The organism is Gluconacetobacter takamatsuzukensis, from assembly GCF_014174275.1.
In the GTDB taxonomy this organism is placed as follows: domain Bacteria; phylum Pseudomonadota; class Alphaproteobacteria; order Acetobacterales; family Acetobacteraceae; genus Gluconacetobacter; species Gluconacetobacter takamatsuzukensis.
The window spans coordinates 52,876-76,041 of record NZ_JABEQK010000014.1 but is presented as its reverse complement, the minus strand read 5'-3'; the positions used below and the strand labels follow the sequence as shown (position 1 = coordinate 76,041).

At 68.3% G+C, this 23,166-nt stretch carries 24 protein-coding genes; 11 read left to right on the top strand and 13 right to left on the bottom strand.

Annotated features, from left to right (window positions below; all coding sequences use genetic code 11):
• The first annotated feature begins 5 nt into the window (after positions 1-5).
• The 6 genes from HLH27_RS15250 to HLH27_RS15225 are packed head-to-tail and all read left to right on the top strand — an operon-like array spanning position 6 to position 5,936.
• Positions 6-902 carry a metallophosphoesterase family protein gene (locus tag HLH27_RS15250; RefSeq protein ID WP_338029928.1) on the top strand — a complete coding sequence of 299 codons (897 nt, stop codon included), beginning with the start codon at positions 6-8 and terminating at the stop codon, positions 900-902.
• Positions 903-927: 25 nt separating this feature from the next.
• Positions 928-2,124 (top strand): LptF/LptG family permease, encoded by a 1,197-nt coding sequence (locus HLH27_RS15245; RefSeq protein ID WP_182950895.1) that lies wholly within the window; start codon positions 928-930, stop codon positions 2,122-2,124.
• Positions 2,121-3,227: an LptF/LptG family permease gene (locus tag HLH27_RS15240; RefSeq protein WP_182950894.1), complete on the top strand. Its 1,107-nt coding sequence runs from the start codon at positions 2,121-2,123 to the stop codon at positions 3,225-3,227. Before HLH27_RS15245 ends, HLH27_RS15240 begins: the two co-directional genes overlap by 4 nt.
• Positions 3,224-4,006: a sterol desaturase family protein gene (locus tag HLH27_RS15235; protein WP_182950893.1), complete on the top strand. Its 783-nt coding sequence runs from the start codon at positions 3,224-3,226 to the stop codon at positions 4,004-4,006. Before HLH27_RS15240 ends, HLH27_RS15235 begins: the two co-directional genes overlap by 4 nt.
• The gene (locus HLH27_RS15230) at positions 4,003-4,791 is read left to right on the top strand and encodes a nucleotidyltransferase family protein (RefSeq protein WP_182950892.1); all 789 of its coding nucleotides are present in this window, start codon (positions 4,003-4,005) and stop codon (positions 4,789-4,791) included. Before HLH27_RS15235 ends, HLH27_RS15230 begins: the two co-directional genes overlap by 4 nt.
• A gap of 59 nt (positions 4,792-4,850) precedes the next feature.
• Complete coding sequence (locus tag HLH27_RS15225) at positions 4,851-5,936, top strand: glycosyltransferase family 4 protein (protein ID WP_182950891.1); 1,086 nt, start codon at positions 4,851-4,853, stop codon at positions 5,934-5,936.
• 6 nt (positions 5,937-5,942) lie between these two features.
• Here the strand turns inward: HLH27_RS15225 and HLH27_RS15220 are convergent, their stop codons facing one another.
• Positions 5,943-6,860, bottom strand: a complete 918-nt coding sequence (locus HLH27_RS15220; RefSeq protein ID WP_182950890.1) for a glucosamine inositolphosphorylceramide transferase family protein — start codon at positions 6,858-6,860, stop codon at positions 5,943-5,945.
• Between the two features lie 122 nt (positions 6,861-6,982).
• Here HLH27_RS15220 and HLH27_RS15215 point away from each other — a divergent pair, with 122 nt between their 5' ends.
• The 3 genes from HLH27_RS15215 (at position 6,983) to HLH27_RS15205 (ending at position 9,337) form a co-directional block, all read left to right on the top strand.
• On the top strand, positions 6,983-7,480 hold the full coding sequence (locus HLH27_RS15215; protein ID WP_182950910.1) for an MmcB family DNA repair protein: 498 nt from the start codon (positions 6,983-6,985) through the stop codon (positions 7,478-7,480).
• Between the two features lie 41 nt (positions 7,481-7,521).
• Positions 7,522-8,313: an inositol monophosphatase family protein gene (locus tag HLH27_RS15210; RefSeq protein WP_182950909.1), complete on the top strand. Its 792-nt coding sequence runs from the start codon at positions 7,522-7,524 to the stop codon at positions 8,311-8,313.
• Positions 8,314-8,512: 199 nt separating this feature from the next.
• Entirely contained in the window at positions 8,513-9,337 is an 825-nt protein-coding gene (locus HLH27_RS15205) for a lipid-binding SYLF domain-containing protein (protein ID WP_182950889.1), read from the top strand.
• Positions 9,338-9,339: 2 nt separating this feature from the next.
• On the opposite strand, the gene mltG is transcribed toward HLH27_RS15205, so the two are convergent.
• The 11 genes from mltG to HLH27_RS15150 all read right to left on the bottom strand — a co-directional run bounded on the left by mltG (position 9,340) and on the right by HLH27_RS15150 (position 19,956).
• Complete coding sequence (gene mltG / locus HLH27_RS15200) at positions 9,340-10,332, bottom strand: endolytic transglycosylase MltG (protein WP_182950888.1); 993 nt, start codon at positions 10,330-10,332, stop codon at positions 9,340-9,342.
• A gap of 88 nt (positions 10,333-10,420) precedes the next feature.
• Complete coding sequence (fabF, locus tag HLH27_RS15195; protein ID WP_182950887.1) at positions 10,421-11,707, bottom strand: beta-ketoacyl-ACP synthase II; 1,287 nt, start codon at positions 11,705-11,707, stop codon at positions 10,421-10,423.
• Positions 11,708-11,756: 49 nt separating this feature from the next.
• Positions 11,757-11,996: an acyl carrier protein gene (locus HLH27_RS15190; protein WP_012227163.1), complete on the bottom strand. Its 240-nt coding sequence runs from the start codon at positions 11,994-11,996 to the stop codon at positions 11,757-11,759.
• A 278-nt stretch (positions 11,997-12,274) separates the two neighbouring features.
• The gene (gene fabG, locus HLH27_RS15185; RefSeq protein WP_182950886.1) at positions 12,275-13,024 is read right to left on the bottom strand and encodes a 3-oxoacyl-[acyl-carrier-protein] reductase; all 750 of its coding nucleotides are present in this window, start codon (positions 13,022-13,024) and stop codon (positions 12,275-12,277) included.
• A 29-nt stretch (positions 13,025-13,053) separates the two neighbouring features.
• Positions 13,054-14,025 (bottom strand): ACP S-malonyltransferase, encoded by a 972-nt coding sequence (gene fabD / locus HLH27_RS15180; protein WP_182950885.1) that lies wholly within the window; start codon positions 14,023-14,025, stop codon positions 13,054-13,056.
• Positions 14,026-14,092: 67 nt separating this feature from the next.
• Positions 14,093-14,623, bottom strand: coding sequence for an ElyC/SanA/YdcF family protein (locus HLH27_RS15175; protein ID WP_182950884.1), 531 nt, complete (start codon positions 14,621-14,623; stop codon positions 14,093-14,095).
• Positions 14,620-15,423 (bottom strand): hypothetical protein, encoded by an 804-nt coding sequence (locus HLH27_RS15170; RefSeq protein ID WP_338029927.1) that lies wholly within the window; start codon positions 15,421-15,423, stop codon positions 14,620-14,622. The genes HLH27_RS15175 and HLH27_RS15170 overlap by 4 nt, the downstream gene beginning before the upstream one ends.
• A gap of 13 nt (positions 15,424-15,436) precedes the next feature.
• Positions 15,437-16,195, bottom strand: coding sequence for a glycine betaine ABC transporter substrate-binding protein (locus HLH27_RS15165; protein ID WP_182950882.1), 759 nt, complete (start codon positions 16,193-16,195; stop codon positions 15,437-15,439).
• 120 nt (positions 16,196-16,315) lie between these two features.
• Positions 16,316-18,406 (bottom strand): M13 family metallopeptidase, encoded by a 2,091-nt coding sequence (locus tag HLH27_RS15160; protein WP_182950881.1) that lies wholly within the window; start codon positions 18,404-18,406, stop codon positions 16,316-16,318.
• Positions 18,407-18,452: 46 nt separating this feature from the next.
• Complete coding sequence (locus tag HLH27_RS15155; RefSeq protein WP_246375937.1) at positions 18,453-19,073, bottom strand: Dabb family protein; 621 nt, start codon at positions 19,071-19,073, stop codon at positions 18,453-18,455.
• Positions 19,074-19,131: 58 nt separating this feature from the next.
• On the bottom strand, positions 19,132-19,956 hold the full coding sequence (locus HLH27_RS15150) for a ferritin-like domain-containing protein (protein ID WP_182950880.1): 825 nt from the start codon (positions 19,954-19,956) through the stop codon (positions 19,132-19,134).
• A gap of 215 nt (positions 19,957-20,171) precedes the next feature.
• Here HLH27_RS15150 and sucC point away from each other — a divergent pair, with 215 nt between their 5' ends.
• Together sucC and sucD are read left to right on the top strand one after the other, a co-directional pair.
• The gene (gene sucC / locus HLH27_RS15145; protein ID WP_182950879.1) at positions 20,172-21,374 is read left to right on the top strand and encodes an ADP-forming succinate--CoA ligase subunit beta; all 1,203 of its coding nucleotides are present in this window, start codon (positions 20,172-20,174) and stop codon (positions 21,372-21,374) included.
• The gene (sucD, locus tag HLH27_RS15140; protein ID WP_182950878.1) at positions 21,374-22,255 is read left to right on the top strand and encodes a succinate--CoA ligase subunit alpha; all 882 of its coding nucleotides are present in this window, start codon (positions 21,374-21,376) and stop codon (positions 22,253-22,255) included. Before sucC ends, sucD begins: the two co-directional genes overlap by 1 nt.
• A 36-nt stretch (positions 22,256-22,291) precedes the next feature.
• Here sucD and HLH27_RS15135 read toward each other — a convergent pair whose 3' ends face one another.
• A complete protein-coding gene (locus HLH27_RS15135) occupies positions 22,292-23,110 on the bottom strand; it encodes a shikimate dehydrogenase family protein (protein ID WP_182950877.1) in 819 nt (272 codons plus the stop codon).
• Between the last annotated feature and the right edge of the window lie 56 nt (positions 23,111-23,166).

The following is a 23,166-nucleotide window of genomic DNA, read 5'->3' as shown; positions in this document are numbered from 1 at the left end:
AAATCGTGAACGACATCACCCTGGCCCACCTGTCCGACCTGCACCTGGCCCATGACGGGCTACGCTTTCCGGTATCGGCACTCCTGAACAAGCGCATGAGCAGCCAGCTTTCCTGGCGCCGCCGGCGCCGGTTCATGCATGTCGATACCGCCCTCGAAGCCCTCGTCGCCGACATCCACGCCATGACGCCCGACGCCGTGGCCCTGACCGGAGACCTGACCAATCTGGGCCTGCCGGTCGAATGCCGGCGCGCGGCGGCATGGTTGGCGGCACGCCTGCCCCCCCAGACCGCGATCATCCCCGGCAATCACGACATGCTGGTGCGCGAGCCCTGGGACACCACGCTCGGGGTCTGGAAACAATGGATGGCGGCCCGGTCGGACGATTTTCCGTTCGTCCGCCGGTTTGGCCCGGTCGCGCTGATCGGCGTCAATTCGGCCTTCCCCACCCCATGGTTTTCCGCCGCCGGACGGATCGGCGCAACGCAGGCCGCCCGGCTGGCCGACCTGCTGCATGAAACAGGGCGCGAGGGCGCCTTCCGCGTGGTCATGATCCACCATCCACCGGTTCCCGGAATCGTATCCCGCCGCAAGGCGCTGCAGGATAGCGGGCTGTTCGCGGCCTCCATTGCCCGGGCGGGGGCCGAACTGGTCCTGCACGGCCACAGCCACCGCTCCGGCCTGTCCTCCCTGCCCGGTCCCACGGCAACGGTGCCGGTACTGGGAATCGCCTCGGCCTCGATGCTGGCACCGGGCCAGGAACGCATGGCCGCGTGGCACCATATCCGCATCGCCAGCACCGGGCGCGGATATACGGCCGAAATCCGCCGTCGCCTGGTCGCGCCGGGCCAGCCGGTCCGCGAACTGCCGCCCTGGTGCTTCGATGCCTATCGCCTCCCCTAGGCGATACTTGTATGTGTTGGCCGACATGATGCCTGCGCCTCTCCCTTCCGCCTTGCTGCAAAGGATCACGCCGGGAACCCTCGACCGTTATCTGGTCCGGCAGATGGCACCGCCGTTCCTGATCTCGCTGGCCGTGGTCATGACCGCGCTGCTGCTGGAACGGCTGCTGGTCCTCCTGAACGTGCTGGCAGCGGATGGCGGCACGCTCAAGGTCTTCGCGGGGCTGCTGGCCGACCTGATTCCGCATTATCTGGGCCTGGCCCTGCCGGCGGCGATCTGCGTCAGCGTCTTTTCGGTCGTGCGCCGGATGAGCCAGAACAACGAGATCGACGCCCTGATGGCCAGCGGCGTCTCGCTGCTGCGGATCGCGCGCCCCTTCGTCATCGTGGGCGCGGCCATGGGCCTGGTCGGGTTCAGCCTCTACGGCTTCATTCAGCCCTACGCACGCTACGATTTCCGGCAGGCAATGTATTTCGCCGCCCATGCGGGCTGGGCCCCCCACCTGCAAGGCGGAATGTTCGCTACCCCCGCCGACACGCTGATGCTGACGGCGGACCGCGTCGACGGCGCCGGCACTCGCCTGCATCACGTCTTCATCCGCGACCGAAGCGACGGGCTGGAACGCGACATTTCCGCCGAGAGCGGAACCCTGCGCATCGCCGACGACCGAACCTCGGTCCGGCTGGACCTCGCGCACGGCATCATCGTCACCGACCGGCAGGACGAGGCCCCGACCCTGGTGCTGTTCGATACGACCACCCGCATCTTCCAGACCGTCTCCCAGGCCCATGCCTTCCGCCGTCGCGGCAATGACGAGCGCGAGTTGACCCTGCTCGAACTGCTGCAGGGGGTGCGCGGGGGCGATCCGGAGATCCGCCGGCCCCATCTGGTGGCCGAACTCCATTTCCGCATCGCCCGGGCCCTGGCGATTCCCTTCATCCCGGTCCTCGCCTGCGCGCTGGCGGGCATGGCCAAGCGCCAGCAGCGCAATCTCGGACTGGCGATCGCCGCCATCAGCCTGGTCGGGTTCGACCACGCGCTGCAACTGGGTCTTAGCCTGGTGGCCAGCCGCGCGATGTCGCCCTGGCTGGTCATATGGGGGCCATTCCTGCTGTTCTGCGGGTCCTGCGTCTGGCTGATCCTCCACCGAGCCGGATCGGTGGGAACCGGCGGCACCTGGCGGCGCCTCTTCTCCCGCCCCTTGGCCCGCCCGTCATCATGAGCCTCCCTTCCCCCGCGCCGACACGCCACGTCCTGATCGGCTACCTGACGCGCGAACTGCTCGAACGAATCCTGGCCACCGCCGTCATCCTCCTGGCGCTGATGGAAATCCTGGCGCTGCTGGAGCAACTGACCCCGATCCTGGAACGCCACCAGGGCGCAGGCGGCATCGCCTATTTCATGCTGCTGCACGCGCCGATCCTGCTGGGGGGCACCCTGCCGCTGGCCGTGCTGATCGGCTCGCTGGTCCTGCTGGTGCAGATGACGACCGGCAGCGAAATCGCGATCCTGCGTGCCGCCGGCCTGACCACCCCCGGCCTGACCCGCCTGATGCTGCCCGCGATCCTCGCGCTGGGCGTCGCCGGCGCCCTAGCCGACGACCAGATCACACCCCGCACCGAACTGGCGCTGGCACGCTGGTGGAACCGCACCGATCCCCACCCCGAAGCTGGGCACGGCTTCTGGTTCCGCTCAGGCATGACACTGGCCGATATCGGCTATGTCTCCCACGGCGGCACGACCCTCGTCCATGTCGACCTGTACCAGCGAGGCCCGGCCGGCCGGCTGCTCCGCACCGTTCACCTGAACACGCTGCATTATGCCGACGGCAAATGGACCGACGATGGCGGCCGCAGCCTGGAGCCGACGGGGGCCGCTATCCATACGGCCACGCTGGCCCCCGCCCCGGCACAGGACCATGGCTGGCCGGCCGGACTGCGCCCCGCCGACATGATCCGGCTATCGATGGACGCCCCCCCGCTTTCGGCCGCCACCATCATCGCGATCCTGCGCGGGCACGCACCCGCATCGCAGCCGGCGGCAGCCCTGCGCACCGCGCTGCTGGCAAGGGTGCTGACACCCTTCAGCTTCGCGGTAATGCTGTTATTGGCCCTGCCGGTGGTCTATATCCCACCACGAAGCGGAACGCGGAGCTGGCTACCGGTCTGGTGCCTGGGGGCCGGCCTGTTGTTCGTGGTCTTCCAGGGCATGCTGCGGGCATTGGGCAACGCCGGCACGCTGCCGGCTCCGGCAGCGACGCTGCCCGGCATCGTGATCTTCACGCTCGCCGTCTGTGCCCTGGTGTTGAGGATTGAAGAGAGATGATCGGCACAACCCTACACAACACGTCTCTTCGCACCGGCCGAAGCTTCGACCTGGGGAAGATGAATCTCCGCCAGTTGTGGATCGCCTACCTGACCTATCCGACGATCCTGCTCTATATCGTCCTGGCCGTGATCTGCTTCGTGGTCCTGGCCCGGCAGTTCCCCGGCATCGGGCCCACCCTGGTCGCCGCCGGTGCGGTCGTCGCGGTCTATCCCCTGGCGTGGTACATGATCCATCGCTTCATCCTGCACGGTCGTTTCCTCTACCGGATGAAATGGACGGCGACGCTGTGGAAGCGCATCCATTTCGACCATCATCAGGATCCGCACCTGCTGGACGTGCTGTTCGGCTCGCCGCTGAACACCATCCCCACCATCGGCCTCATCACCCTGCCGATCGGCTACCTGATCGGCCATGCCGGCGGCGCCGCGGCGGCGATGGGCACCGGGCTGGTCATCACCTGCATCTACGAATTCTTCCATTGCATCCAGCACCTCAACTACAAGCCGCGGATGCGCTGGATCCAGAAGATGAAGCAGCGCCACGTCCTGCATCATTTCCATGACGAGGACGGCAATTACGGCATCACCAGCTTCGTCGTCGACCGCGCCTTCGGCACCTATTACGTCGACGCCCGCGCCCGGCCCCGCAGCCCGCACGTCTTCAACCTGGGCTACGACCTGGAAGAAGCCAGCCGCTACCCCTGGGTAATGGAACAGACCGGCTCCCCCCCGCGCGACCGCCCGGACGGGGCGACGTCGCAGCGGAACGCGGCATGACGTCCAGCGCGTCCTCGCCCGCTCCCCTGACCGCCCTGGTCCTGGCCGGCACCCGCGCCGGCGCCGAGGACCCGATGGCCAGCGCCGCCAACGTATCGCACAAGGCGATCCTCCCCGTGGCCGGCCGGCCGATGATCGCGCGGGTGCTCGACGCGCTCGCCGCCAGCCCCCGAATCGGCCGGATCGTCATCAGCATCGAAACCCCCGGCATCCTGGCGGGCCTCGAACTGGACCATGCGGTCGATTTCCTGCCCCCCGCCCCCGGCCCCAGCGCAAGCGTGATGGAGGCCCTGCGCACGCTCGGCACCCCCCTGCTGGTCACCACCGCCGACCATGCCCTGCTACGCCCGGAATGGATCGACGCCTTCCTCGATTCGGTCGACGCGCAGTGCGACATGGCCGCCGCCGTCGCCATGGAGGCCGACATCGCTCGCGACGTCCCAGGGACGAAGCGCACCATGATCCGCCTGGCCGATGGCGCCTTTTCCGGCTGCAACCTGTTCCTGTTCCGCACGCCGGCTTCGATCGGCGTGGTGGAGCTGTGGCAGCGGATCGAGCAGGAACGCAAACGGCCGATCCGCATGGCGCGCCTGCTGGGGCTCGGCACCCTGCTGCGCTACGTGACGGGCGGCCTGACCCGCGCGGCCCTGTGCAAGCGGGTCGGCAGCCTGAGCCAGGCGTCGGTGAAACTGGTCACCCTGCCCGACGGCCGCGCCGCCGTGGATGTCGACAAGCCCGCCGATCTGCTTCTGGTCGAATCCCTGCTCCGCAAGACCCCGGAATGACGAACGATTTTCCGTTCTTTTTTGAAAAAAAGAACCACCACCCCCGCGTCGCCTGACCCATGCGCATCGCCTACATCATCAACTCCCTGGAAGGCGGCGGCGCCGCTTTCCCCGTCCCCGACATCACCGGCGTCCTGCGCCGCGCCGGGCACGAGGTCGCCGTCTTCGCCCTGCTGCGCCGCGACGGCCGCGCGCTGCCGGCCCTCCAGGCGGCCGGCCTGCCGGTCGAAATCTGCCCCGGCGGCCGGCGCGACCATCTGGCGGCCCTGCGCTGGCTGAACCAGCAGATCGGCCACTGGCGCCCCGACCTCCTCTGGACATCCCTCACCCGGGCCACCGTGCTGGGGCAGATGGTGGGATTGAGGCACCGCATCCCGGTCGTCAGCTGGCAGCATTCCGCCGGCCTGAGCCCCGCCAACACCCGCCTGCTGCGAAACCTGCGGCGGCTGAGCCGGATCTGGGTCGCCGATTCCACCTGCGTGCTCGATTTCATGCGCCACCGGCTGCATATCCCCGCCGACCGCGCAGCGCTATGGCCGATCTTCCGCGCCGACCCCGCCTGCCCGGTCGCACACCCATGGCAAGCCGGCGAGATCGTACGGATCGGCTCGCTGGGGCGCCTGCATCCGGTCAAGGGCTACGATATCCTGTGCCAGGCCCTTGCCCTGCTGAAGACCGACCGGTCCCTGCCACCCTTCCGGGTCACCATCGCGGGCGAAGGCGATGCACGCCCGCAGATCGAGGGCCTGATCCGGGACCACGGCCTGACCACGCTGCATCTGGCGGGATTCACAAACGCGGTACCGGACTTCCTGTCCACCCAGCACGGCTACGTCCAGCCCTCGCGGCACGAGGGGCTGTGCATCGGCGTGCATCAGGCCATGCAGGCCGGCCTGGCCCCGGTCGCCTCATCGGTCGGCGAGATCCCCTACACGGTACAGGATGGCCTATCCGGCCTGCTGGTCCCCCCCGCCGATCCCGTCGCCCTGGCCGATGCACTGGCAAGGATGCTGCGCCAGCCACAGGCCCTGGCCACCATGGGCCAGGCCGCGCGAACCCGCGTGCAGACCCTCTTCGCTCCCGAACGATTCGATGAAGCCGGCCAGGCGATCCTGGACCGGATCGCCGCATCGCAACGCGGCTGACCGCCCCTATCGCCCGCCCGGCCTCCCGAGCCTCCGCCGGCTCAGGCGATCCAGTTCGATCGCGATCCGGCGGGGAGATCGGCTGATCCGCTTCGCATCCACCAGCGTCACATCACCGGCGGCGGACAGCGTATGCAGTCCGTCGGTAAAGGGCTTCCAATCCGCCGCCGCGACGATCGGCACCCCGGCGCGGGCGGCAAAATGCGTCGGCGTCAGATCCGTCACTGTCAGGGGCACGATCGCCCCGCCATAGGTGCGGGTGCAATCCTGGGTCGGCAGGACAATCCGCCCATCGATCAGGACCGGCGTGCCGCCCGGCCGCGCATTGCGACGGTCCCGCCGGACCGGATTGCCGGGATGCAAATGCCACGGCCCGCACAAGGCATCGGCCCAGGCGATATGCAGCAGGCTCTGCCGGTCCGCGCCCGACCCACCGGAGGGGCTGTAGAACATCCACCACCGTCCATCGATCCGCACCGGCGACGCATCGATCGCCGCTTCGGGAAAGGCGAAATCGGAAACCCTCTCCCACCGGTCGGGAAAGGAGACGGCGCGATACAGCGTCAGCCGCCCCGACCGATAGGCTTCGGGCAGCAGATAGATCTCGTCCCCGTCCGCGATCACCACCGGATAGGACAGATGCCACGGCTCGGACAGCACCGACCGCGCATCCAGAAGACGCATGGCCCGATCGAAGACGAAGACGTCGATCCGCCCGATCCGGTTCCGGTAGTCATAAGCCTCGGCGAACACATACAGGCGGTCGTCCCGCCACAGCCCGAACGGATCGGCCAGGAAGCGGAACGGCCCCGGATCCGGCAACCAGGTCGCCGCCAGCCCCTCGACACTGCCCCGCGCCAGGATTTCGGGCAGCGGACAGTGCAGGATGCCCGTCCGCCAGATATCGGTGCGCAGAAGGCCCATGCCCGCTCCCAAACTGCAAGACCGTCCCCAATGGCGGCCGCCGAGCGATCTATCCTATCGGGCCGGCTTGGGAAACCTCGCCGGCCGTGACGCGCCGTCCCACCCGTGGCATGGTGCGCCCGATGCCCGTCGACCCCGTACAGAACCAGATCGCCATCCGCCGCGCGGTCAATCATCTCTGCGGCCAGATGGGCTGGGCGGCACTGAACGAACTGGTCCTGCCCGACGGCCGCCGGGCCGATATCATGGCCCTGCGGCCCGACAATGGATTCGTCTGCATCGAAATCAAATCCGGCCCCCGAGACTTCCTGACCGACCGGAAATGGACCTGCTACCGGGACTGGTGCGACCAGCTTTTCTTCGCGGTCGATCGCACCTTCCCCCTGTCCCTGCTGCCCGAGGGGACCGGAATCATGGTCGCCGACACCGATACCCTGCCCGACGGGCCGCACGTGCTCGCCGAAGCCGCCATCCTCCGCTCCCCCGCCACGACCGCGCTCGCGGCCGCCCGCCGGCGGAAGCTGACCTGGCTGTTCGCCACCCAGGCGGCCGAACGGCTGGCCCGCCTGGACGACCCCGCCATCACCGCCGCCCTGCGAGCAGCCCGGCGAGTCGAATGACGGCACACCGCCCCACCCATCCCACGCTGAAAGGTTTCCCGATGTCCGATGCCGCCATCCTGTGCCGGTTCGAGGCCGCCCGCTCCATCGTCCGCGACGCGGCCGACCTGGCCATGGCGATGCGCCCGCCGCCGGGTGGCCCCTCGGGCAAGCAGAAGAGCGCCCAGGACTGGCTGACCGAAGCCGACGGCGCGGTCGAAGCCCTGATTTCCGAACGGATCGGCGCCCTGTTCCCCGAGGACGGCTTCCAGGGCGAGGAAAAAGGCCGCACCCGTACCGGCCGCCTGCGCTGGGTGGTCGACCCCATCGACGGCACGTCGAACTACGCGCGCGGCCGGTCGCGCTGGTGCGTCTCCCTGGGCCTGATGGATGGCGACCAGCCGGTCGCCGGCATCATCCTGGCCCCGGCATTGCACGAGACCTATACCGCCGTGCGGGGCCACGGCGCCTTCCTCAACGGCCGGCCGATCAAGGCCTCGCCGGTGACCGACACCCGCTCGGCGATGGTCGAGATGGGGTGGAGCAACAAGGTGCCGGACGGCGTCTACGCGGCGAAGATGGCCGCGATCCTGGACCTCGGCGCCATGCCCCGTTCCGGCGGCTCCGGCGCGCTGGCCCTGGCCGATGTCGCGTGCGGCCGGCTGGACGGCTACCTGGAAATGGTCATCAATCTGTGGGACGTCGCGGCGGCTCTGGTGCTGCTGGAGGAAGCGGGGGCACGCTTTTCCCCCTTCCTGCGCGACGGCGGGCTGGATGGCGGCATCACCCTCCTTGCGACGGCACCGGGAATCGCCGACGATCTGGCCGCCGCCCTTGCGGTACCGCTGGACTGACCGGTTGCCGCCAGCCATGGTTACGCCATAAAAATCCGGCAGGAGACAGGCGTGGACGGGCATACCGGCCGCGCGCCCCTTCCTGCTTCACGGCAGCGCGACCGGACGCATTCCGGCCGCGCACGATATCGATATGATCTGCTCGGCATTCTGCGGCACGGACGGTCCGGAGGTCGCGCGATGCCGAAAATTACGGAGCATGCCCTTGCGAGACGGTCTTTCCCGCACAACCCTGGCCCTGGCGGCCATTGCGCTGGCGCTGCCGGCGGCGCCGGCCCTGGCTGCGGGCGAACGGCAGCAGGCCCTGGTGGACCGCGCCACCCTGACCGTGCGCGAGATGTTCAACGGCGCCCGCCCGGACAGCAAGATCACCCGCTACATGAGCCAGGCCCGCGCGGTGATGGTCTGCCCCTCCATCTTCCGCATGTCGATCGGCTTCGGCGGCGCAGGCGGCGGCTGTGCCCTGCTGTCGCGCGACGCGCGCGGGTCCTGGTCCGATCCGGCCTTCTACACGCTCAGTTCGGCCAATGTGGGCATCCAGCTCGGTATGCAGGATTCCCAGATGATGTTCTTCGTCATGACCGACCGCGGGCTGCAGGCGCTGCTGGACAGCCAGTTCCAGTTCGGCGCCAACGCCTCCGCCTCGTTCGCGACCATGGGGTCGGGCATCGAAAGCGGCACGGCGGGCGAGCGCAATACCGACATCATGGCCCTGCAGAAATCCGAGGGCCTGTTCGCCGGCGCGGCGCTGGGCGGCTCGAAACTGACGGTCAACAGCGGCGCCAACCGCGCCTATTACAACCAGATCGTCGGCCCCGAGGACATCGTCGTCTCGATGCGCGTCAACAATCCCGGCGCCGACCCCCTGCGCGCCGCGCTCAGCGAGGTACAGGCCAGGGCGACCGCCGGCGCGCCGGCCATGCCGCCCCCGGCCTACGCCCAGCCCACGCAGGGCGGCGAGCCGGCACAGGTCAACGTCCCCTCGTCCGGCCCGGTCAGCAGCCAGCCCCTGTCACCTCCCTGAGGTCACTTGCCCGGTGCCTGGCGGGCGCGCCAGGCGCCGACATTGCGGTTGTGCTCCGACAGGCTGCTGGCAAAGGCATGCCCCCCGCTGCCGTCGGCCACGAAATACAGGGCATCGCTGTCGGCAGGATGCGCCACCGCATCCAGTGACGCCCGACCGGGCGCACAGATCGGCCCGGCAGGCAGGCCCGGCAGGGTATAGGTGTTGTAGGCACCCGGCGCGTCCAGCTCGGCCCGGGTCAGGGCATGACCCAGCGGCCCCGCCCCGCGATTGATCCCATAAACCACGGTCGGGTCGGATTGCAGCCGCATCCCCAGGCGCAGCCGGTTGATGAACACCCGCGCTACGAGCGGACGCTCGGCCGCAATCGCGGTCTCGCGCTCGACCATCGAGGCCAGAATCAGCAGCGTCCGCCGGTCGGGAATCTCCGGCAGGGGCGCCCGATCGCGCCAGACCGCCTCCAGCGTCATCTCCATGGCCGCCTGCATCCGCCCCAGCAGGGCGGCACGCGGCGTACCCCATTCATAATCGTAGGTCTGCGGCAGAACCCCACCCTCGACCGGCGGCGGAAGCGAGGGCCCGGCCAGCACGGGCGCGCGGTCGATCAGCTCGGCCACCTGGATCGCGGACAGGCCCTCAGCCACCGTCAGCCAATGCACCACCGGCCGGGCATGACGCAGCACGCGTAGCACGTCGCGGAGCGACGCATGGGCCGGAAATTCCAGCTCGGCGGCATGCAGCACCCCGTCATGACGGGTCAGATGAACCGCCGTGCGAAACAGCAGGCTGCTGATCCGGCCCGGCGCGATCACGCCCTCATGCTGCAAGATGGCCGCCGTGCTGGCCAGGCCGCCACGGGGAATAACCACCGCGCGGGATTCGGGCGCCGGTCCGGGCGCGCCATAGCGCCACCATCCCCAGGCCGCCACACCTCCACCTGCCGCACAGACCGCCAGCAGCAGGCACAGGGTAAAAATCAGAAGACGCTTGAGCATGATGCTCTTCTTCCGCGTCACAATGCCGAAGACAAGGCCCCGGGACGCGGATCAGGCTGTCTGCCCGATCCGTCCCGTCCCTGCCGGCTCAGACCCCGCGTACGATGACGCTGGCGTTGGTCCCGCCGAACCCGAAACTGTTCGACAGAGCGATATCGATCTTGCGGCGCTGGGCTTCATGCGCCACCCGGTCGATCACGCTTTCGGTGGACGGGTTGTCCAGGTTCAGCGTCGGCGGCGCGACATTGTCGCGGATCGCCAGGATCGAGAAAATCGCCTCGACGGCGCCGGCAGCCCCCAGCAGGTGGCCGATGGCCGACTTGGTCGACGACATCGCAAGCTGGCGCCCGGCATCGCCGAACAGCCGCTCGACGGCCTGCAATTCCAGGTCGTCCGCCATGGTCGACGTCCCATGGGCATTCACATACCCGATATCGGACACCGAGATCCCGGCACTGCGCACAGCGGCCTGCATGGCGCGATACGCACCCTCATGCCCTTCGGCCGGCGCAGTGATGTGATAGGCGTCGCCCGACATGCCGTAGCCGATGATCTCGCCATAGATCTTGGCACCGCGCGCCTTTGCGTGCTCGTACTCCTCCAGCACCACGATGCCGGCGCCTTCGCCCATGACGAAGCCGTCGCGATCACGATCCCAGGGGCGTGAGGCCTTGTCCGGGGCGTCATTGAACGCGGTAGAGAGCGCACGGGCCGAACTGAACCCGGCGATTCCCAACGGGCAGACCGCCGCCTCGGCTCCACCCGCAACCATCACGTCGGCATCGCCGAGCATGATCAGGCGCGAGGCATCGCCGATCGCATGCACACCGGTGGCGCACGCGGTCACGACCGAATGGTTGGGGCCCTTGAAGCCGTATTTGATCGAAACATGGCCCGAGACCAGGTTGATCAGCGCCGACGGGATGAAGAAGGGCGACAGGCGACGCGCCCGCCCCTCATGCACCGTGATCGACGCATCGTAAATCGTCTGCAGGCCACCGATGCCCGAACCGATCATTACGCCGGTCCGGCACCGGTCTTCCTCGGATTCGGGCTTCCACCCGGAATCCTCGACCGCCTCGGTCGCCGCGACAAGGCCCAGATGGATGAAGCGATCCATCTTCTTCTGGTCCTTGACGGGCACCCAGTCCGACAGGGTCAGGCAGCCCGACTCGGTCGGCCCGGTCGGCACCTCGCCGGCGACATGCGCCGGCAGGTCCGATGGATCGAACGAGGCGATGCGGCCGATCCCGCTCTCGCCGGCGATCAGGCGCGACCAGTTATGTTCGAGCCCGAGCCCGAGCGGGCTGACAATGCCCATACCGGTAACAACAACGCGCCGATGTCCCGACGCTCCTCCGGCAGATTGTATCAACCCGCACCGCTCCCTGATCACAAAATCCGACGTTCCGGTAGAAGCAGCCTCAGGCGGCCTTCTGCTTCTCGATATAGTCGATCGCGTCCTTCACGGTCGCGATCTTCTCAGCCGCATCTTCCGGGATCTCGACGCTGAAAGCCTCTTCGAAGGCCATCACCAGCTCGACCGTGTCCAGGCTGTCCGCGCCCAGATCGTCGATGAAGGAGGCCTCCGGCGTGACCTTGCTTTCCTCGACACCGAGGTGCTCGACCACAATCTTCTTAACCTTGTCAGCGATTTCGCTCATCTGTCTTCGCTTCCTGTCTGCCCCAATGAGATACGGGCGGTTCGAAATTCATTCGTCCTGTCTGACGTCCCGCGAAGCGGAACCGCCGGAACATGCCCAGCCCGCTTCCGGACGAAGCAGCGGCGGATTAGCACGGTTCCTCGGCAATAGCCAAGGCGGCGGATCTTCTTTCCGTCACAATCCGCTGCCGGAACCCGAAAATCCGGCCCCGCAAAATCGGATTGTTGTCCGCCATATCCCCGCCTGCGTCCAGCGGAATCAGCGCGTTCGCGCGTCGATCAGGGCATTGCCATCCCGCCGTTGACGTTCAGCGTCGTACCGGTGATCCACCCGGCCTCGTCCGACACCAGATAGGCGACGGAGGCCGCGATATCCTCGGGCTTTCCCATCCGGCCCAGCGGAATGCCGCCCAGCAGCTTCTCGCGCTGCGTGTCCGACAGCACGTCGGTCATGGCGGTCTGGATAAAGCCCGGCGCCACCACATTGACGGTCACGCCGCGCGATCCCGCCTCCTGCGCCAGCGATTTGCTCATGCCGATCATGCCCGCCTTGGCCGCCGCATAATTCGCCTGCCCGGCATTGCCGGTCACGCCGACGATCGAGGCGATGCTGACGATTCGCCCGGCCCGGCGGCGCAGCATGCCCTTCAGCACGGCGCGGCACAGGCGGAAGGGCGCCGCCAGATCCACCTCCATCACGCGGTTCCAGTCCTCGTCCTTCATGCGAATCGCCAGCCCGTCACGCGTCAGGCCGGCATTGTTGACCAGGATGTCCAGCGGCGCACCGGCCGCGACCTCGGCGGCCGAGACCAGCGCATCGGCCGCCGCCGGGTCGGACAGGTCGGCGGGGCAGACATGGACCCGCTCGCCATCCGGGGCGATCTCGCCGGCCACGGCGGCCAGCACGGCCTCGCGCGTGCCGGAAAGCACAACCCGCGCCCCTTGGGCGTGCAGGGTCCGCGCGATCGCGGCACCGATTCCCCCCGATGCGCCCGTCACCAGCGCGGTCTTGCCATCCAACCTGAACATCAGCCCGTCCTTGCCTGAAAAATCATATCTCATAGCGACGCGAGAAACGCCTCGATATCCGCCGGGGTGCCGACCGAGCGCGTCGCCGCATCGGGCGCGATCCGCCGCACCAGCCCCGACAGTACCTTGCCGGCGCCCAGCTCCACAAAACTGTTCACACCCATCGCCACCATGGAATCGACACTCTCGCGCCAGCGCACGGTACCCGTCACCTGGCGCACCAGCAGGTCGCGAATCGCCTGCGGGTCCGTCACCTTGGCCGCCGAGACATTGGCAACCAGCGGCACCACGGGTGCGGCAATCTCGGCCCGCTCCAGTGCCTCGCCCATGGCGTCGGCGGCCGGCGCCATCAGCGAGCAATGGAACGGCGCCGACACCGGCAGCACCACCGCCCGCTTCACACCGCGCGCCTTCGCGACCCCGATCGCCCGCTCGATGGCCGTCGCCCGGCCCGAAATGACGATCTGCCCCCCGCCATTATCGTTGGCGACCTCAAGGATTTCCGTGCAATCCGGTTCGCCTTCCACACGCACGATCGCGGCCTCGGCGCAGATGGCGCGCGCCTGCTCCAGATCCACGCCGATCAGCGCCGCCATGCCGCCCTCGCCCGCCGGCACGGCCTTCTGCATCGCCGTGCCGCGCAGGCGCAGCAGGCGCGCCGTCTGGGCAATCCCCAGCGACCCCGCCGCCGCCAGTGCCGAATATTCGCCCAGCGAATGCCCGGCCACCAGCGCCGCGACACGCTTCAGCTCCAGCCCGCCTTCCTTCTCCAGCACCCGCAGCACCGCCAGCGACACCGCCATCAGGGCCGGCTGGGTATTTTCGGTGCGGGTCAGGTCCTCCATCGGCCCTTCGAACATCAGGGCCGAGAGCTTCTGCTCCAGCGCGTCGTCGACTTCCTCGAACACTTCGCGCGCCGGGGCGAAGGCAGCGGCCAGTTCGGCCCCCATTCCAACGGACTGGCTACCCTGACCGGGGAAGATGAAGGCGTGAACGGTCATGCTGTCCTCATATTCAAAAGAAATCTCGCGTTCCGGCCCGCGAAATGCCGACAGGACGCGGCGCCTGTCAATCGCCGGCCATGGCCTCCCGGCGGCGGCGCAGTAACAGCAGCACGTCCCACGGCAGCGCCGGAACCTCGCGCAGGCGCCAGAACCACCGGCGCCCCAGGCCCCGGGCGGCCGGCACGCGCGGCGGCGGCACCCGCACCACCCGCCACCCCGCCAACCGCATCAGTACCAGGCAACGCGGCTGGTGATAGGCACTGCTGGCAACCGCGACGGCACCGCGATAGCCGCGTGCCCGCAGCAGCGCCGAACAGGCCAGCACCGAATCCAGCGTATCCCGCGCCGTCGCCTCGATCATGATCGCCGATTCCGGCACCCCGGCTCCGCGCAGCAGCGCCGCCATCGCGGGCGCCTCGGCCGGGCGCCCGCCCAGGCTGCCCCCGGTCGGCACGAACAGCGGCGCCGCGCAGCCCCGCCCGAAGGCGACGGCCGCCGCGACCCGGCGGCGCAATGTAGGGGTCGGTGTGCCATCCGGACGAACCGCGGCACCGAAGATCACGATCGCGAGCGGCGCATCCGCCCGCCCGCTCACGGCGGCGCCTGGAGCAGAAGCTGGTTCAGCCCGGCAAAGGTCGCGAACATCTCGCGCCAGACCTGCCGGAACTGCGCGGCATCGACACCCCGATTCTCCAGGATCGCCGCCAGTTCGCCCACCGTGCGCCGGCCATCGATCAACGGCAGCAGGCCACGCGCCTGCGACGGCACCGGCAGCAGCACCTCGCGCCCGCCCAGGCGGACCGGCAGCAGGTTGTCGGGCCGCATCAGCCGCGAAAGCGCGAACCCGTCCAGGTCGCGCAACACCGGCACCGACGCTACATCCATCGGATCGGCCCGCCGCACGCCATCGCCCGCATGACGGGCATAAGCCACATGAAACGACCGTTGCCCCGCACGCGACTCGGCCAAAGCGGCCCCGGCGCGATCCGGCTGGAAATCCAGATCGGTGCAAACGGCCGGATCGGCCTCCAGACACGCCGGATCATATTCAAGCGGCACCATCAGGCAGACAGGCACCAGCCCCGCCCCCGCCAGCAGGTCGAACAGCCCGCCGACATCGCAGCCGCCCCCGCGCCCGTCCGGCGCGGCAACCACGACGCGCATGCCCCCGGCAGGTGCCAGCAGGCCGGCGAGCGCATTCAACCGCGCCCTCGGGTCCGCATCCGCGCTCAGGTCGCAGTCAATATAATCATGAATGGATTGCGCGGCCGCCACGCCGGCATCGGCCCCGGCCACCAGCACGCGCAAGGGGCAGGACCGCAGCCGCGTGGCCCCGAACAGCCAGTACTCGACCTCGCGCGGATCACCGGCCGATCCGGGTATCAGGGAGGACACGTTCTCCATTTCCCTACCGGGGCAGAAGCCTTCCGCGCTGCCAGGCCTCGGCCGCCTCGTCGGTGGTCATGCCGTCGCAGCGGACGGCATATTCCAGCGCGCTGACCACCTTGTGGCCCAGCATCAGCTCGTCCAGCTCGTCCAGCAGGTCGGAATCCAGCTCCCCGCGCGCCTCGCGGCGCACCAGCATCCGGGCCGCCTGTTCCCCGGCCAGCACGTTCTTCGGATCTTCCAGCTGCCGCAGCCGGCCGCCATGATGCAGGAAATGCGGCTGCCACAGGGGCAGCACCGACGCCTCGCCGGCCTCGATCGCCTTCGCGGCGTGTTGCCAGGCTTCTTCGTCCGGCCGGGCCTCAATGGTAAAGCCGCGCTCCGTCAGCCCATAGGACGCAACCCCGAGCCGCACCCGTTCCAGGACCGATTCCGCCGCCACGATATTGCGGTTGACCACCCCGTCATCCCGCCCCAGATCGGCAATCGAGACGACATCCGGCGCGCATCCCTCGGGCATGAACCAGCCGAAGACGGGCTTGTACAGCTCGCCCAGCACATCCATGCCCAGCGACGGGTCCAGCCACAGGGCATCGACATCGGGCAGCCAGGCGGACACGAACAGGTCGATCCCGCCGGCCTTCATGGCGGCCTTCAGCTCGTCCCGGCTGCCGGTGACATATTCGACATCCAGGTCATAGGCTTCCAGCACGCGCACCACCGCTGCCGCGGCTGCCGCATGCAGGATGGTCTCCGGATGGCCAAGCGTCACCGTCGTCATCGCACCTCTCCCCCGATCACGAGGTGGTTCCAGCAGGTGGCACCCGTTTGCGCAAGGGGCGGAACGGCAAAAAACCGTTCCCGCATGCCCCCTGCTCCCGGGGTGCGAGGCTCCCCGCCGCTACCAGATCTTCACCCGGTCTTCGGGCTTCAGATACAGCGTGTCGCCCGGCTTGACGTTCCAGGCCTTGTACCAGGCGTCGATATTGTGCATCGGGATATTCACCCGCGCCTGCGGCGGCGAATGCGGGTCCGTCATCACCCGCTGGCGCACAATGTCGTCACGCAGCTTCTGCCGCCAGACCTGCGCCCAGCCCAGGAACACGCGCTGGTCGCCCGTCAGCCCGCCGATCACCGGCGCCGGCTTGCCGTGCAGCGAGGCATGATAGGCATCCAGCGCCAGCGTCAGCCCGCCCAGGTCGGCGATATTCTCGCCCATCGTCAGCTTGCCGTTCACATGCACGCCCGGCAGCACCTGGAAGGCGTCGTACTGCTTGCCGAAACGGTCGGCCAGCTTGTTGAAGCGGGCCTCGTCATCCTTGGTCCACCATTCCTTCAGGCGACCCAGATAGTCGAACTTGCGCCCCTCATCGTCGAACGAATGCGTCATCTCGTGGCCGATCACGCCGCCGATCGCGCCATAATTGATCGCCGGGTCCGCCTTGGGGTTAAAGAAGGGCGGCTGCAGGATCGCGGCAGGGAACACGATCTCGTTGAACAGCGGGTTGTTGTAGGCATTCACCGTCTGCGGCGTCATGTCCCACTCGTCCCTGTCGACGGGGTGGCCCAGATGACCCAGCCAGTAGCGCCATTCGAAGCCCACGGCGCGCCCGGCATTGCCATAGGCATCCCCCTGCTTGACGACCAGGGTGGAATAATCCCGCCAGCGCTTGGGATAGCCGATCTGGATGGTGAAATGGTCCAGCTTCTGCACGGCGGCGGCACGCGTCTGCGGGCCCATCCACGTATTATGCTCCAGCCGCACATGGAAGGCCGCCTTCAGTTCGGTGGTCAGCGCCTCCATCGTCTTGCGGTATTCGGGCGGGAAATAGCGCGCGACATAAGTCTGGCCCAGCGCCATGCCCATCGCGTTGCCGGCGGCGGTCACGCCGCGCTTCCACCGGTCGGGCAATTGCGGCTGGCCGGCCAGCGTCTTGTCGTTGAAGTCGAACGACGCCTGGACGAAGGCCTTGGGCAGATAATGCGCGGCGTTGTCCACCAGATGAAAGGCCAGCCACGCCCGCAGCGTCTCCAGCGGCGTCTCCGCGGCAATCCGCGCCTCGCCGACGACGGCATCGGGCTCGCCGACGATCAGCGTGCCCGATTTCACGATCGTCTCGGGCAGTTCCGCGGCGGTCAGATAGGCTGCCCAGTCGAACCCAGGCGCACGCTTTGCCAGGTCGGGAACCGTGATGGGGTTATAGATCTTGTCGGGGTCGCGCATGTCCTGCCGCGCCCAGTGCACCTGCGCCAGCCGGGTTTCGAACGCCACGATGGCCTGCGCCTGCTTCGCCGCATCCGGCCAGCCGATCAGGCTCAGCACCTGCTGGACATAGGCCTGATAGGCCGTCTTCTTCGCCGCCAGCTCGGGCTTCAGGTAATAATCCCGGTCCGGCAGGCCCAACCCCGCCTGGTCCAGCATCAGCGCATAGACCGTCGGGTCCTTGGCATCCGGCTGGATGCCAAGCCCGAACAGCGAATACTGGAATCCCGTCTGGGCGCGCCCCAGCAGGGCGGCAAAGGCGGTCCGGTCCCCCACCGCGCGCACGGCATCGAGGTCCGGGGCCAGCGGCCGGGTCCCCAGCGCCTCGATCCCCTTCTCGTCCATGAAGGTGGCGTAGAAGGTGCCCAGCTTCTGGTCGACCGTCGCGGGCTCGGCCACCGGATGCGCCGACAGATCGTTCAGGATGCCCTGCACCCGCTTGCGCGACAGTTCATGCAGCATGTTGAACGGCCCATAGGCCGTCATGTCGGGCGGAATGACGATGTCGTGCACGGCACGGCCGTTGGCGTAGCCGAAGAAATTGTTGCCCGGCGCAATCGACGGGTCGCGCCCGGCGAGGTCGAACCCCCACATGCCGTAGGACGGGGCCTCGACCACATCGGCCGCCCGCGCGCCGCCGCCCCAGCCTGCGGCCGCCAGCAGCGCGACGCCGCATAACCATGCGCGCCGCGCCGAAACGCCCCGCCCATATCGCCTGCAATCCGACATCCCGTTCCCCCTGGAGTCTGTTACGAACGGGAGACAGTATGCCGGTTTATTTCCGATGCCCAGCCCGCGCCCCGGCCGCTTTCACGGGCTCCGGCGGGCGCGCCAGCGCCGCCACGCGATAGTCGAACGTCATGATTCCGGCCAGGTACGGCGCCGCAAACGTCTTGAACGCATCGTGCGCCGGGTCGAAATAGGCCGGCTGGTTCACGACCGGACGGCCGACATAGTAGTTCCGGTCCCCTTCCGAGCGAAAACTGACCAGGAAGCCCATCTGGTATCCCTCATCCACGCCCTCGCCGCCGTTCTGGAAGCCGGTCTCGATCGACTCCACCACCGGGCGCCCGTCCGGACGGCGGGAATCCACCGCCAGCTCCAGGAACCGCCGCGCGATTTCCGCCTTCTGGAACGGCGTCACGTCCTTGAGGAAGCGAAACAGCACCACATGCCGGATCAGCCCCACCCGAAACGCCGGCGCGGTGAAGGCGGCAACCCCGACCTGGGCCAGGTCCTGCTGGACGGCGACGGCGGCGGAATCGGGCGGCGGCGGTGCCGCGGGCGAGGTCGCGATGGGCAGGGAATAAGGCTCGGCCAGCGCGGCCCCCGCCGGCGACAGCGCCGCCACGGTCAGGCCGAGGCTCGCGGCCGCGATCATTTTGCGCACCAACATCGTCACTCCCTCCTGGGTCCTGTTCCCGTCCGCCATGCGGCGGAGCCGGGGCGCGTCGTCAGGCCAAGGCGGCCTGACGGGCGAATTTCTTCTGCCGTATGCGAATCAGATGGTACACGCCCCGCGCAACCAGTTCATGCACCCAGCCATGCGGCGCAATCCCGATGGTCTTCAGGACCATGCCGGTCACGCGCACGGTGTGCCTGGGCTGATAATACCGCATCGCCCGCGCCATATAAGCCGCAATGCAGCGTCCATGGTCATAGGGCATGCCGGCCGGCTCGTTGGTGGTGTGATAGGCTGAGGCCAGCTCGTCATCCTCGCTCTCCGTCACCCGGCCCAGGGCAATACGCATGCGCTGCCACACACCCAGCCTCTCGCGCTTCAGGTAGCGGTGCATATGGTCGTAGAACAGCTTGAAATGCCGGTATTCGTCCGCCGCGATCTGCCGGCAGATCGCCTTCAGCAGCGGCTCCTCCGTGGCATCGGCCAGCGCGGTATAGAAGGACGACGTCCCGATCTCCACCATGCAGCGGGCAATCAGCTCGCCGCTGCGCGATCCGCGAATGGACCGGTCGACCTCCAGTTCCAGCGTGTACGAGGTCCGATAGCGTTCGAAGGCGTCCGGATAATTCCATGACGGATCGGCCAGCATCCCCCAGCGCCCCAGCGCGTCGCCATGCTGAACTTCCTCGACGGCCCAATTGTCCGCCGCCTCGCGGAAGGCCGGGTCGTCGAAGAACACATTGTTCAGATAGCGCGCGTAATCCACGCCGTTCCGTTCGACGACCGACGCCGCCTTGACCAGCTGGACGATATCGGGGTCGACGCGCGCCGGATCGAAACTGTCCCAGTCCATCTGCTCAATGCGCCAGTGTTTCATTGTGCTCCGTCTTTCATGCCATCGCGCCCCGTTTCCCTCTCTCCCGCCCCTCCGTGGAGAAGGGCATATACGAAGCCTGAACAAGTCCTTTTCAGCTTCCGAGATGGCATAAACCGGCCGATTATGCCATGCAGACGATCGCTGGCGCCTCTGCGACCGGCAGCCCGCCCGGCTCCCCCCCTGGCGCAATCACAACAAACGCGGATTATAACCGTATGAACATACATGAATATCAGGCAAAAACCCTGTTGAAGGGATTCGGCATGCCCGTGCTGGACGGACGGGTCGTCCGTTCGCCCGACGAAGCCCTGGTGGCCGCCCGCGCCATCGGCGGCCCGCTCGTGGTCGTCAAGGCGCAGATCCATGCCGGCGGCCGCGGCGCGGGCCATTTCGCCGACGATCCCGGCGGCAAGGGCGGCGTCCGCCTGGCCCGCACGCCCGACGACGCCCGGCAGGCCGCCATCGCGATGCTGGACAGCACGCTGATCACCCGCCAGACCGGCCCGGCCGGCCGCATCGTCCGCCGCCTGTATATCGAGGCCGGGTGCGAGATCGCGCGCGAACTCTATCTCTCGCTGCTGGTCGACCGCGCCACCGGCCGCATCGTCATCGTCGCTTCGCAGGACGGCGGCATGGCGATCGAGGACGTCGCCGCCGCGACCCCCGAGCGCATCCTCAAGGAATCGATCGACCCCGCCACCGGCCTGTCCGACTACCAGGCCCGCACCCTCGCGGCGCGGCTGGACCTGCACGGCCGCTCGATCCGCGCCTTCACCACCGTCCTGCGCGCAGCCTACGAGGCCTTCGTGGCGCTGGACGCCGCAATCGTCGAGATCAACCCCCTGGTCGTGACCGGCTCTGGCGACCTGGTGGCGCTCGACGCCAAGATGAGCTTCGACGACAACGCCCTGTTCCGCCATCCGGAACTGGAAGAACTGCGCGACGAGAACGAGGAAGACCCCCGCGAGCGCGAAGCCGCCCGCCACGGGCTGGCCTATGTCGGGCTGGACGGCACGATCGGCTGCATGGTCAACGGCGCCGGCCTGGCCATGGCGACCATGGACATCATCAAGATGGAAGGCGAGGAGCCGGCCAATTTCCTCGATGTCGGCGGCGGCGCCTCGCGTGAGCGGGTGGCGGCGGCGTTCCGCATCGTGCTGTCCGACCAGAAGGTGCGCGGCATCCTGGTGAACATCTTCGGCGGCATCATGCGCTGCGACATCATCGCCGAGGCCATCGTCGCCGCCTCGCACGAGACCGGGCTGCGCGTGCCGCTGGTGGTCCGGCTGGCCGGCACCAATGTCGAACGCGGCGAGGAAATCCTGTCCCGTTCCGGCCTGAAGATCATCCCCGCCAGCGATTTGGGCGACGCGGCACGCAAGATCGTCGCGGCCGTCCGCGCGGAAGGAGTCGCCTGATGTCCATCCTGGTCCATAGCGACACGCGCGTCCTCACCCAGGGCTTCACCGGCGCCCAGGGCACCTTCCATTCCGAACAGGCCTTGGCCTACGGCACGAAACTGGTCGGCGGCGTCACCCCCGGCCGCGGCGGCGAGACGCATCTCGGCCTGCCGGTCTTCGACACGGTGGCCCAGGCCTGTGCCGCCACCCGGGTCGATGCCAGCGTCATCTACGTGCCGCCCGCCGGCGCCGCCGATGCGATTCTGGAGGCCATCGCCGCCGGCGTTCCCCTGATCGTCTGCATCACCGAAGGCATTCCGGTACTCGACATGGTGCGCGTACAGCAGGTGCTGCACCGGTCCGAAAGCCTGCTGATCGGTCCCAACTGCCCCGGCATCATCACCCCGGGCGAATGCAAGATCGGCATCATGCCCGGCGCGATCCACCGCCCCGGCAAGGTCGGCATCGTCTCGCGCTCCGGCACCCTGACCTACGAGGCCGTGGCCCAGACCAGCGCGGTCGGGCTGGGCCAGAGCACCTGCGTCGGCATCGGCGGCGACCCGGTCAAGGGGATGGATTTCATCGACGTGCTGGAACGCTTCATCGCCGACCCCGACACCGACTCGATCATCATGATCGGCGAAATCGGCGGCACGTCGGAAATCGAGGCCGCCACCCTGATCCGCGACAGCGGCACCAGAAAGCCGGTCGTGGGCTTCATCGCTGGCGCCACCGCCCCTCCGGGGCGCCGCATGGGCCATGCCGGCGCGGTCATCACCGGCGGCCACGAAACGGCCGCCGCCAAGATCGAAGCCCTGCGCGACGCCGGCATCCACGTCTCCGCCAGCCCTGCCCTGCTGGGCCAGACCCTGCTGGACGTGCTGTCGGGCCGCGCCTGATCCTTCACCCGGTCCGCCCCAAAGCGGGCGGACCGGTCAGGGCCCCCGGCCCTGCCGGGCAGGGATTCGCCCGTCTTCCGAAAAATACCGAAAAATCGCGTCCAGCTGGCCATCCAGCATGGCCCGCCCCGGATGGATCGCAGCTCCCCGCCGGGCCGCCGCATGCAATATCGGCGTGATCTCCGGGGTCATGATCACCTCCGCCACCACAACGCCCGGCCCCACCTGCTCCGGATCGAAAGGCAGCGGATCATCCGCCCGCAGGCCGAGCGAAGTCGCGTTGACGACCAGATCATGGCCGCCGACCTGCTCCCCGATCACGACGTCGAGCGCCGGAAACCGCGACCGCAACCGCTCATGCAGCGCCAGAAGCCGCTCCCGCGAACGATTGATCAGCGTCAGTTTCGCAGGCTGCCGCTCGGCCAGCGCCACCGCAATCGCGCTGGCCGCCCCGCCCGCCCCCACAAGGCAGATCCGCCGCCCGGCCACCGCATGCCCGGCAGCGGCCAGCCCGGCGACAAACCCCTCGCCATCCAGCATGTCGCCCGCAAACGCATCCTCACCGACACGGCGCAGCACATTGACCGCCCCGGCCAGCCCGGCACGCGGCGTCAGATCCCGGCACAGCTCCACGGCGGACATCTTGTGCGGCACCGTAACCACCAGCCCTTCGAGATTCCGGATACGCTGCAGCCCGGCCAGACAGGCCGCCAGATCCGCCCCCGCCACATCGAACGGCACCATGACCGCATCCAGCCCGTTCCGCTCGAAAAGCGCATTCATCGCCTGCGGCGTGCGAACATGCGTGACCGGATGCCCCACCAGGCCGAACAGTTTCGTGGTTCCACCAATCATCCCACCCCTCCGGACATGCGTCGCGCGAGAAACACCGGATATTCCGATACCGAAGC

What these genes read in the sequence shown, in the direction of transcription:
- HLH27_RS15245 (WP_182950895.1), top strand. Translation starts at nt 928, where the DNA reads ATGATGCCTGCGCCTCTCCCTTCCGCCTTGCTGCAAAGGATCACGCCG.
- HLH27_RS15240 (WP_182950894.1), top strand. Translation starts at nt 2,121, where the DNA reads ATGAGCCTCCCTTCCCCCGCGCCGACACGCCACGTCCTGATCGGCTAC.
- HLH27_RS15235 (WP_182950893.1), top strand. Translation starts at nt 3,224, where the DNA reads ATGATCGGCACAACCCTACACAACACGTCTCTTCGCACCGGCCGAAGC.
- HLH27_RS15230 (WP_182950892.1), top strand. Translation starts at nt 4,003, where the DNA reads ATGACGTCCAGCGCGTCCTCGCCCGCTCCCCTGACCGCCCTGGTCCTG.
- HLH27_RS15225 (WP_182950891.1), top strand. Translation starts at nt 4,851, where the DNA reads ATGCGCATCGCCTACATCATCAACTCCCTGGAAGGCGGCGGCGCCGCT.
- HLH27_RS15220 (WP_182950890.1), bottom strand. Translation starts at nt 6,860, where the DNA reads ATGGGCCTTCTGCGCACCGATATCTGGCGGACGGGCATCCTGCACTGT.
- HLH27_RS15215 (WP_182950910.1), top strand. Translation starts at nt 6,983, where the DNA reads ATGCCCGTCGACCCCGTACAGAACCAGATCGCCATCCGCCGCGCGGTC.
- HLH27_RS15210 (WP_182950909.1), top strand. Translation starts at nt 7,522, where the DNA reads ATGTCCGATGCCGCCATCCTGTGCCGGTTCGAGGCCGCCCGCTCCATC.
- HLH27_RS15205 (WP_182950889.1), top strand. Translation starts at nt 8,513, where the DNA reads ATGCCCTTGCGAGACGGTCTTTCCCGCACAACCCTGGCCCTGGCGGCC.
- mltG (WP_182950888.1), bottom strand. Translation starts at nt 10,332, where the DNA reads ATGCTCAAGCGTCTTCTGATTTTTACCCTGTGCCTGCTGCTGGCGGTC.
- HLH27_RS15190 (WP_012227163.1), bottom strand. Translation starts at nt 11,996, where the DNA reads ATGAGCGAAATCGCTGACAAGGTTAAGAAGATTGTGGTCGAGCACCTC.
- fabG (WP_182950886.1), bottom strand. Translation starts at nt 13,024, where the DNA reads ATGTTCAGGTTGGATGGCAAGACCGCGCTGGTGACGGGCGCATCGGGG.
- fabD (WP_182950885.1), bottom strand. Translation starts at nt 14,025, where the DNA reads ATGACCGTTCACGCCTTCATCTTCCCCGGTCAGGGTAGCCAGTCCGTT.
- HLH27_RS15165 (WP_182950882.1), bottom strand. Translation starts at nt 16,195, where the DNA reads ATGACGACGGTGACGCTTGGCCATCCGGAGACCATCCTGCATGCGGCA.
- HLH27_RS15160 (WP_182950881.1), bottom strand. Translation starts at nt 18,406, where the DNA reads ATGTCGGATTGCAGGCGATATGGGCGGGGCGTTTCGGCGCGGCGCGCA.
- HLH27_RS15155 (WP_246375937.1), bottom strand. Translation starts at nt 19,073, where the DNA reads ATGTTGGTGCGCAAAATGATCGCGGCCGCGAGCCTCGGCCTGACCGTG.
- HLH27_RS15150 (WP_182950880.1), bottom strand. Translation starts at nt 19,956, where the DNA reads ATGAAACACTGGCGCATTGAGCAGATGGACTGGGACAGTTTCGATCCG.
- sucC (WP_182950879.1), top strand. Translation starts at nt 20,172, where the DNA reads ATGAACATACATGAATATCAGGCAAAAACCCTGTTGAAGGGATTCGGC.
- sucD (WP_182950878.1), top strand. Translation starts at nt 21,374, where the DNA reads ATGTCCATCCTGGTCCATAGCGACACGCGCGTCCTCACCCAGGGCTTC.
- HLH27_RS15135 (WP_182950877.1), bottom strand. Translation starts at nt 23,110, where the DNA reads ATGATTGGTGGAACCACGAAACTGTTCGGCCTGGTGGGGCATCCGGTC.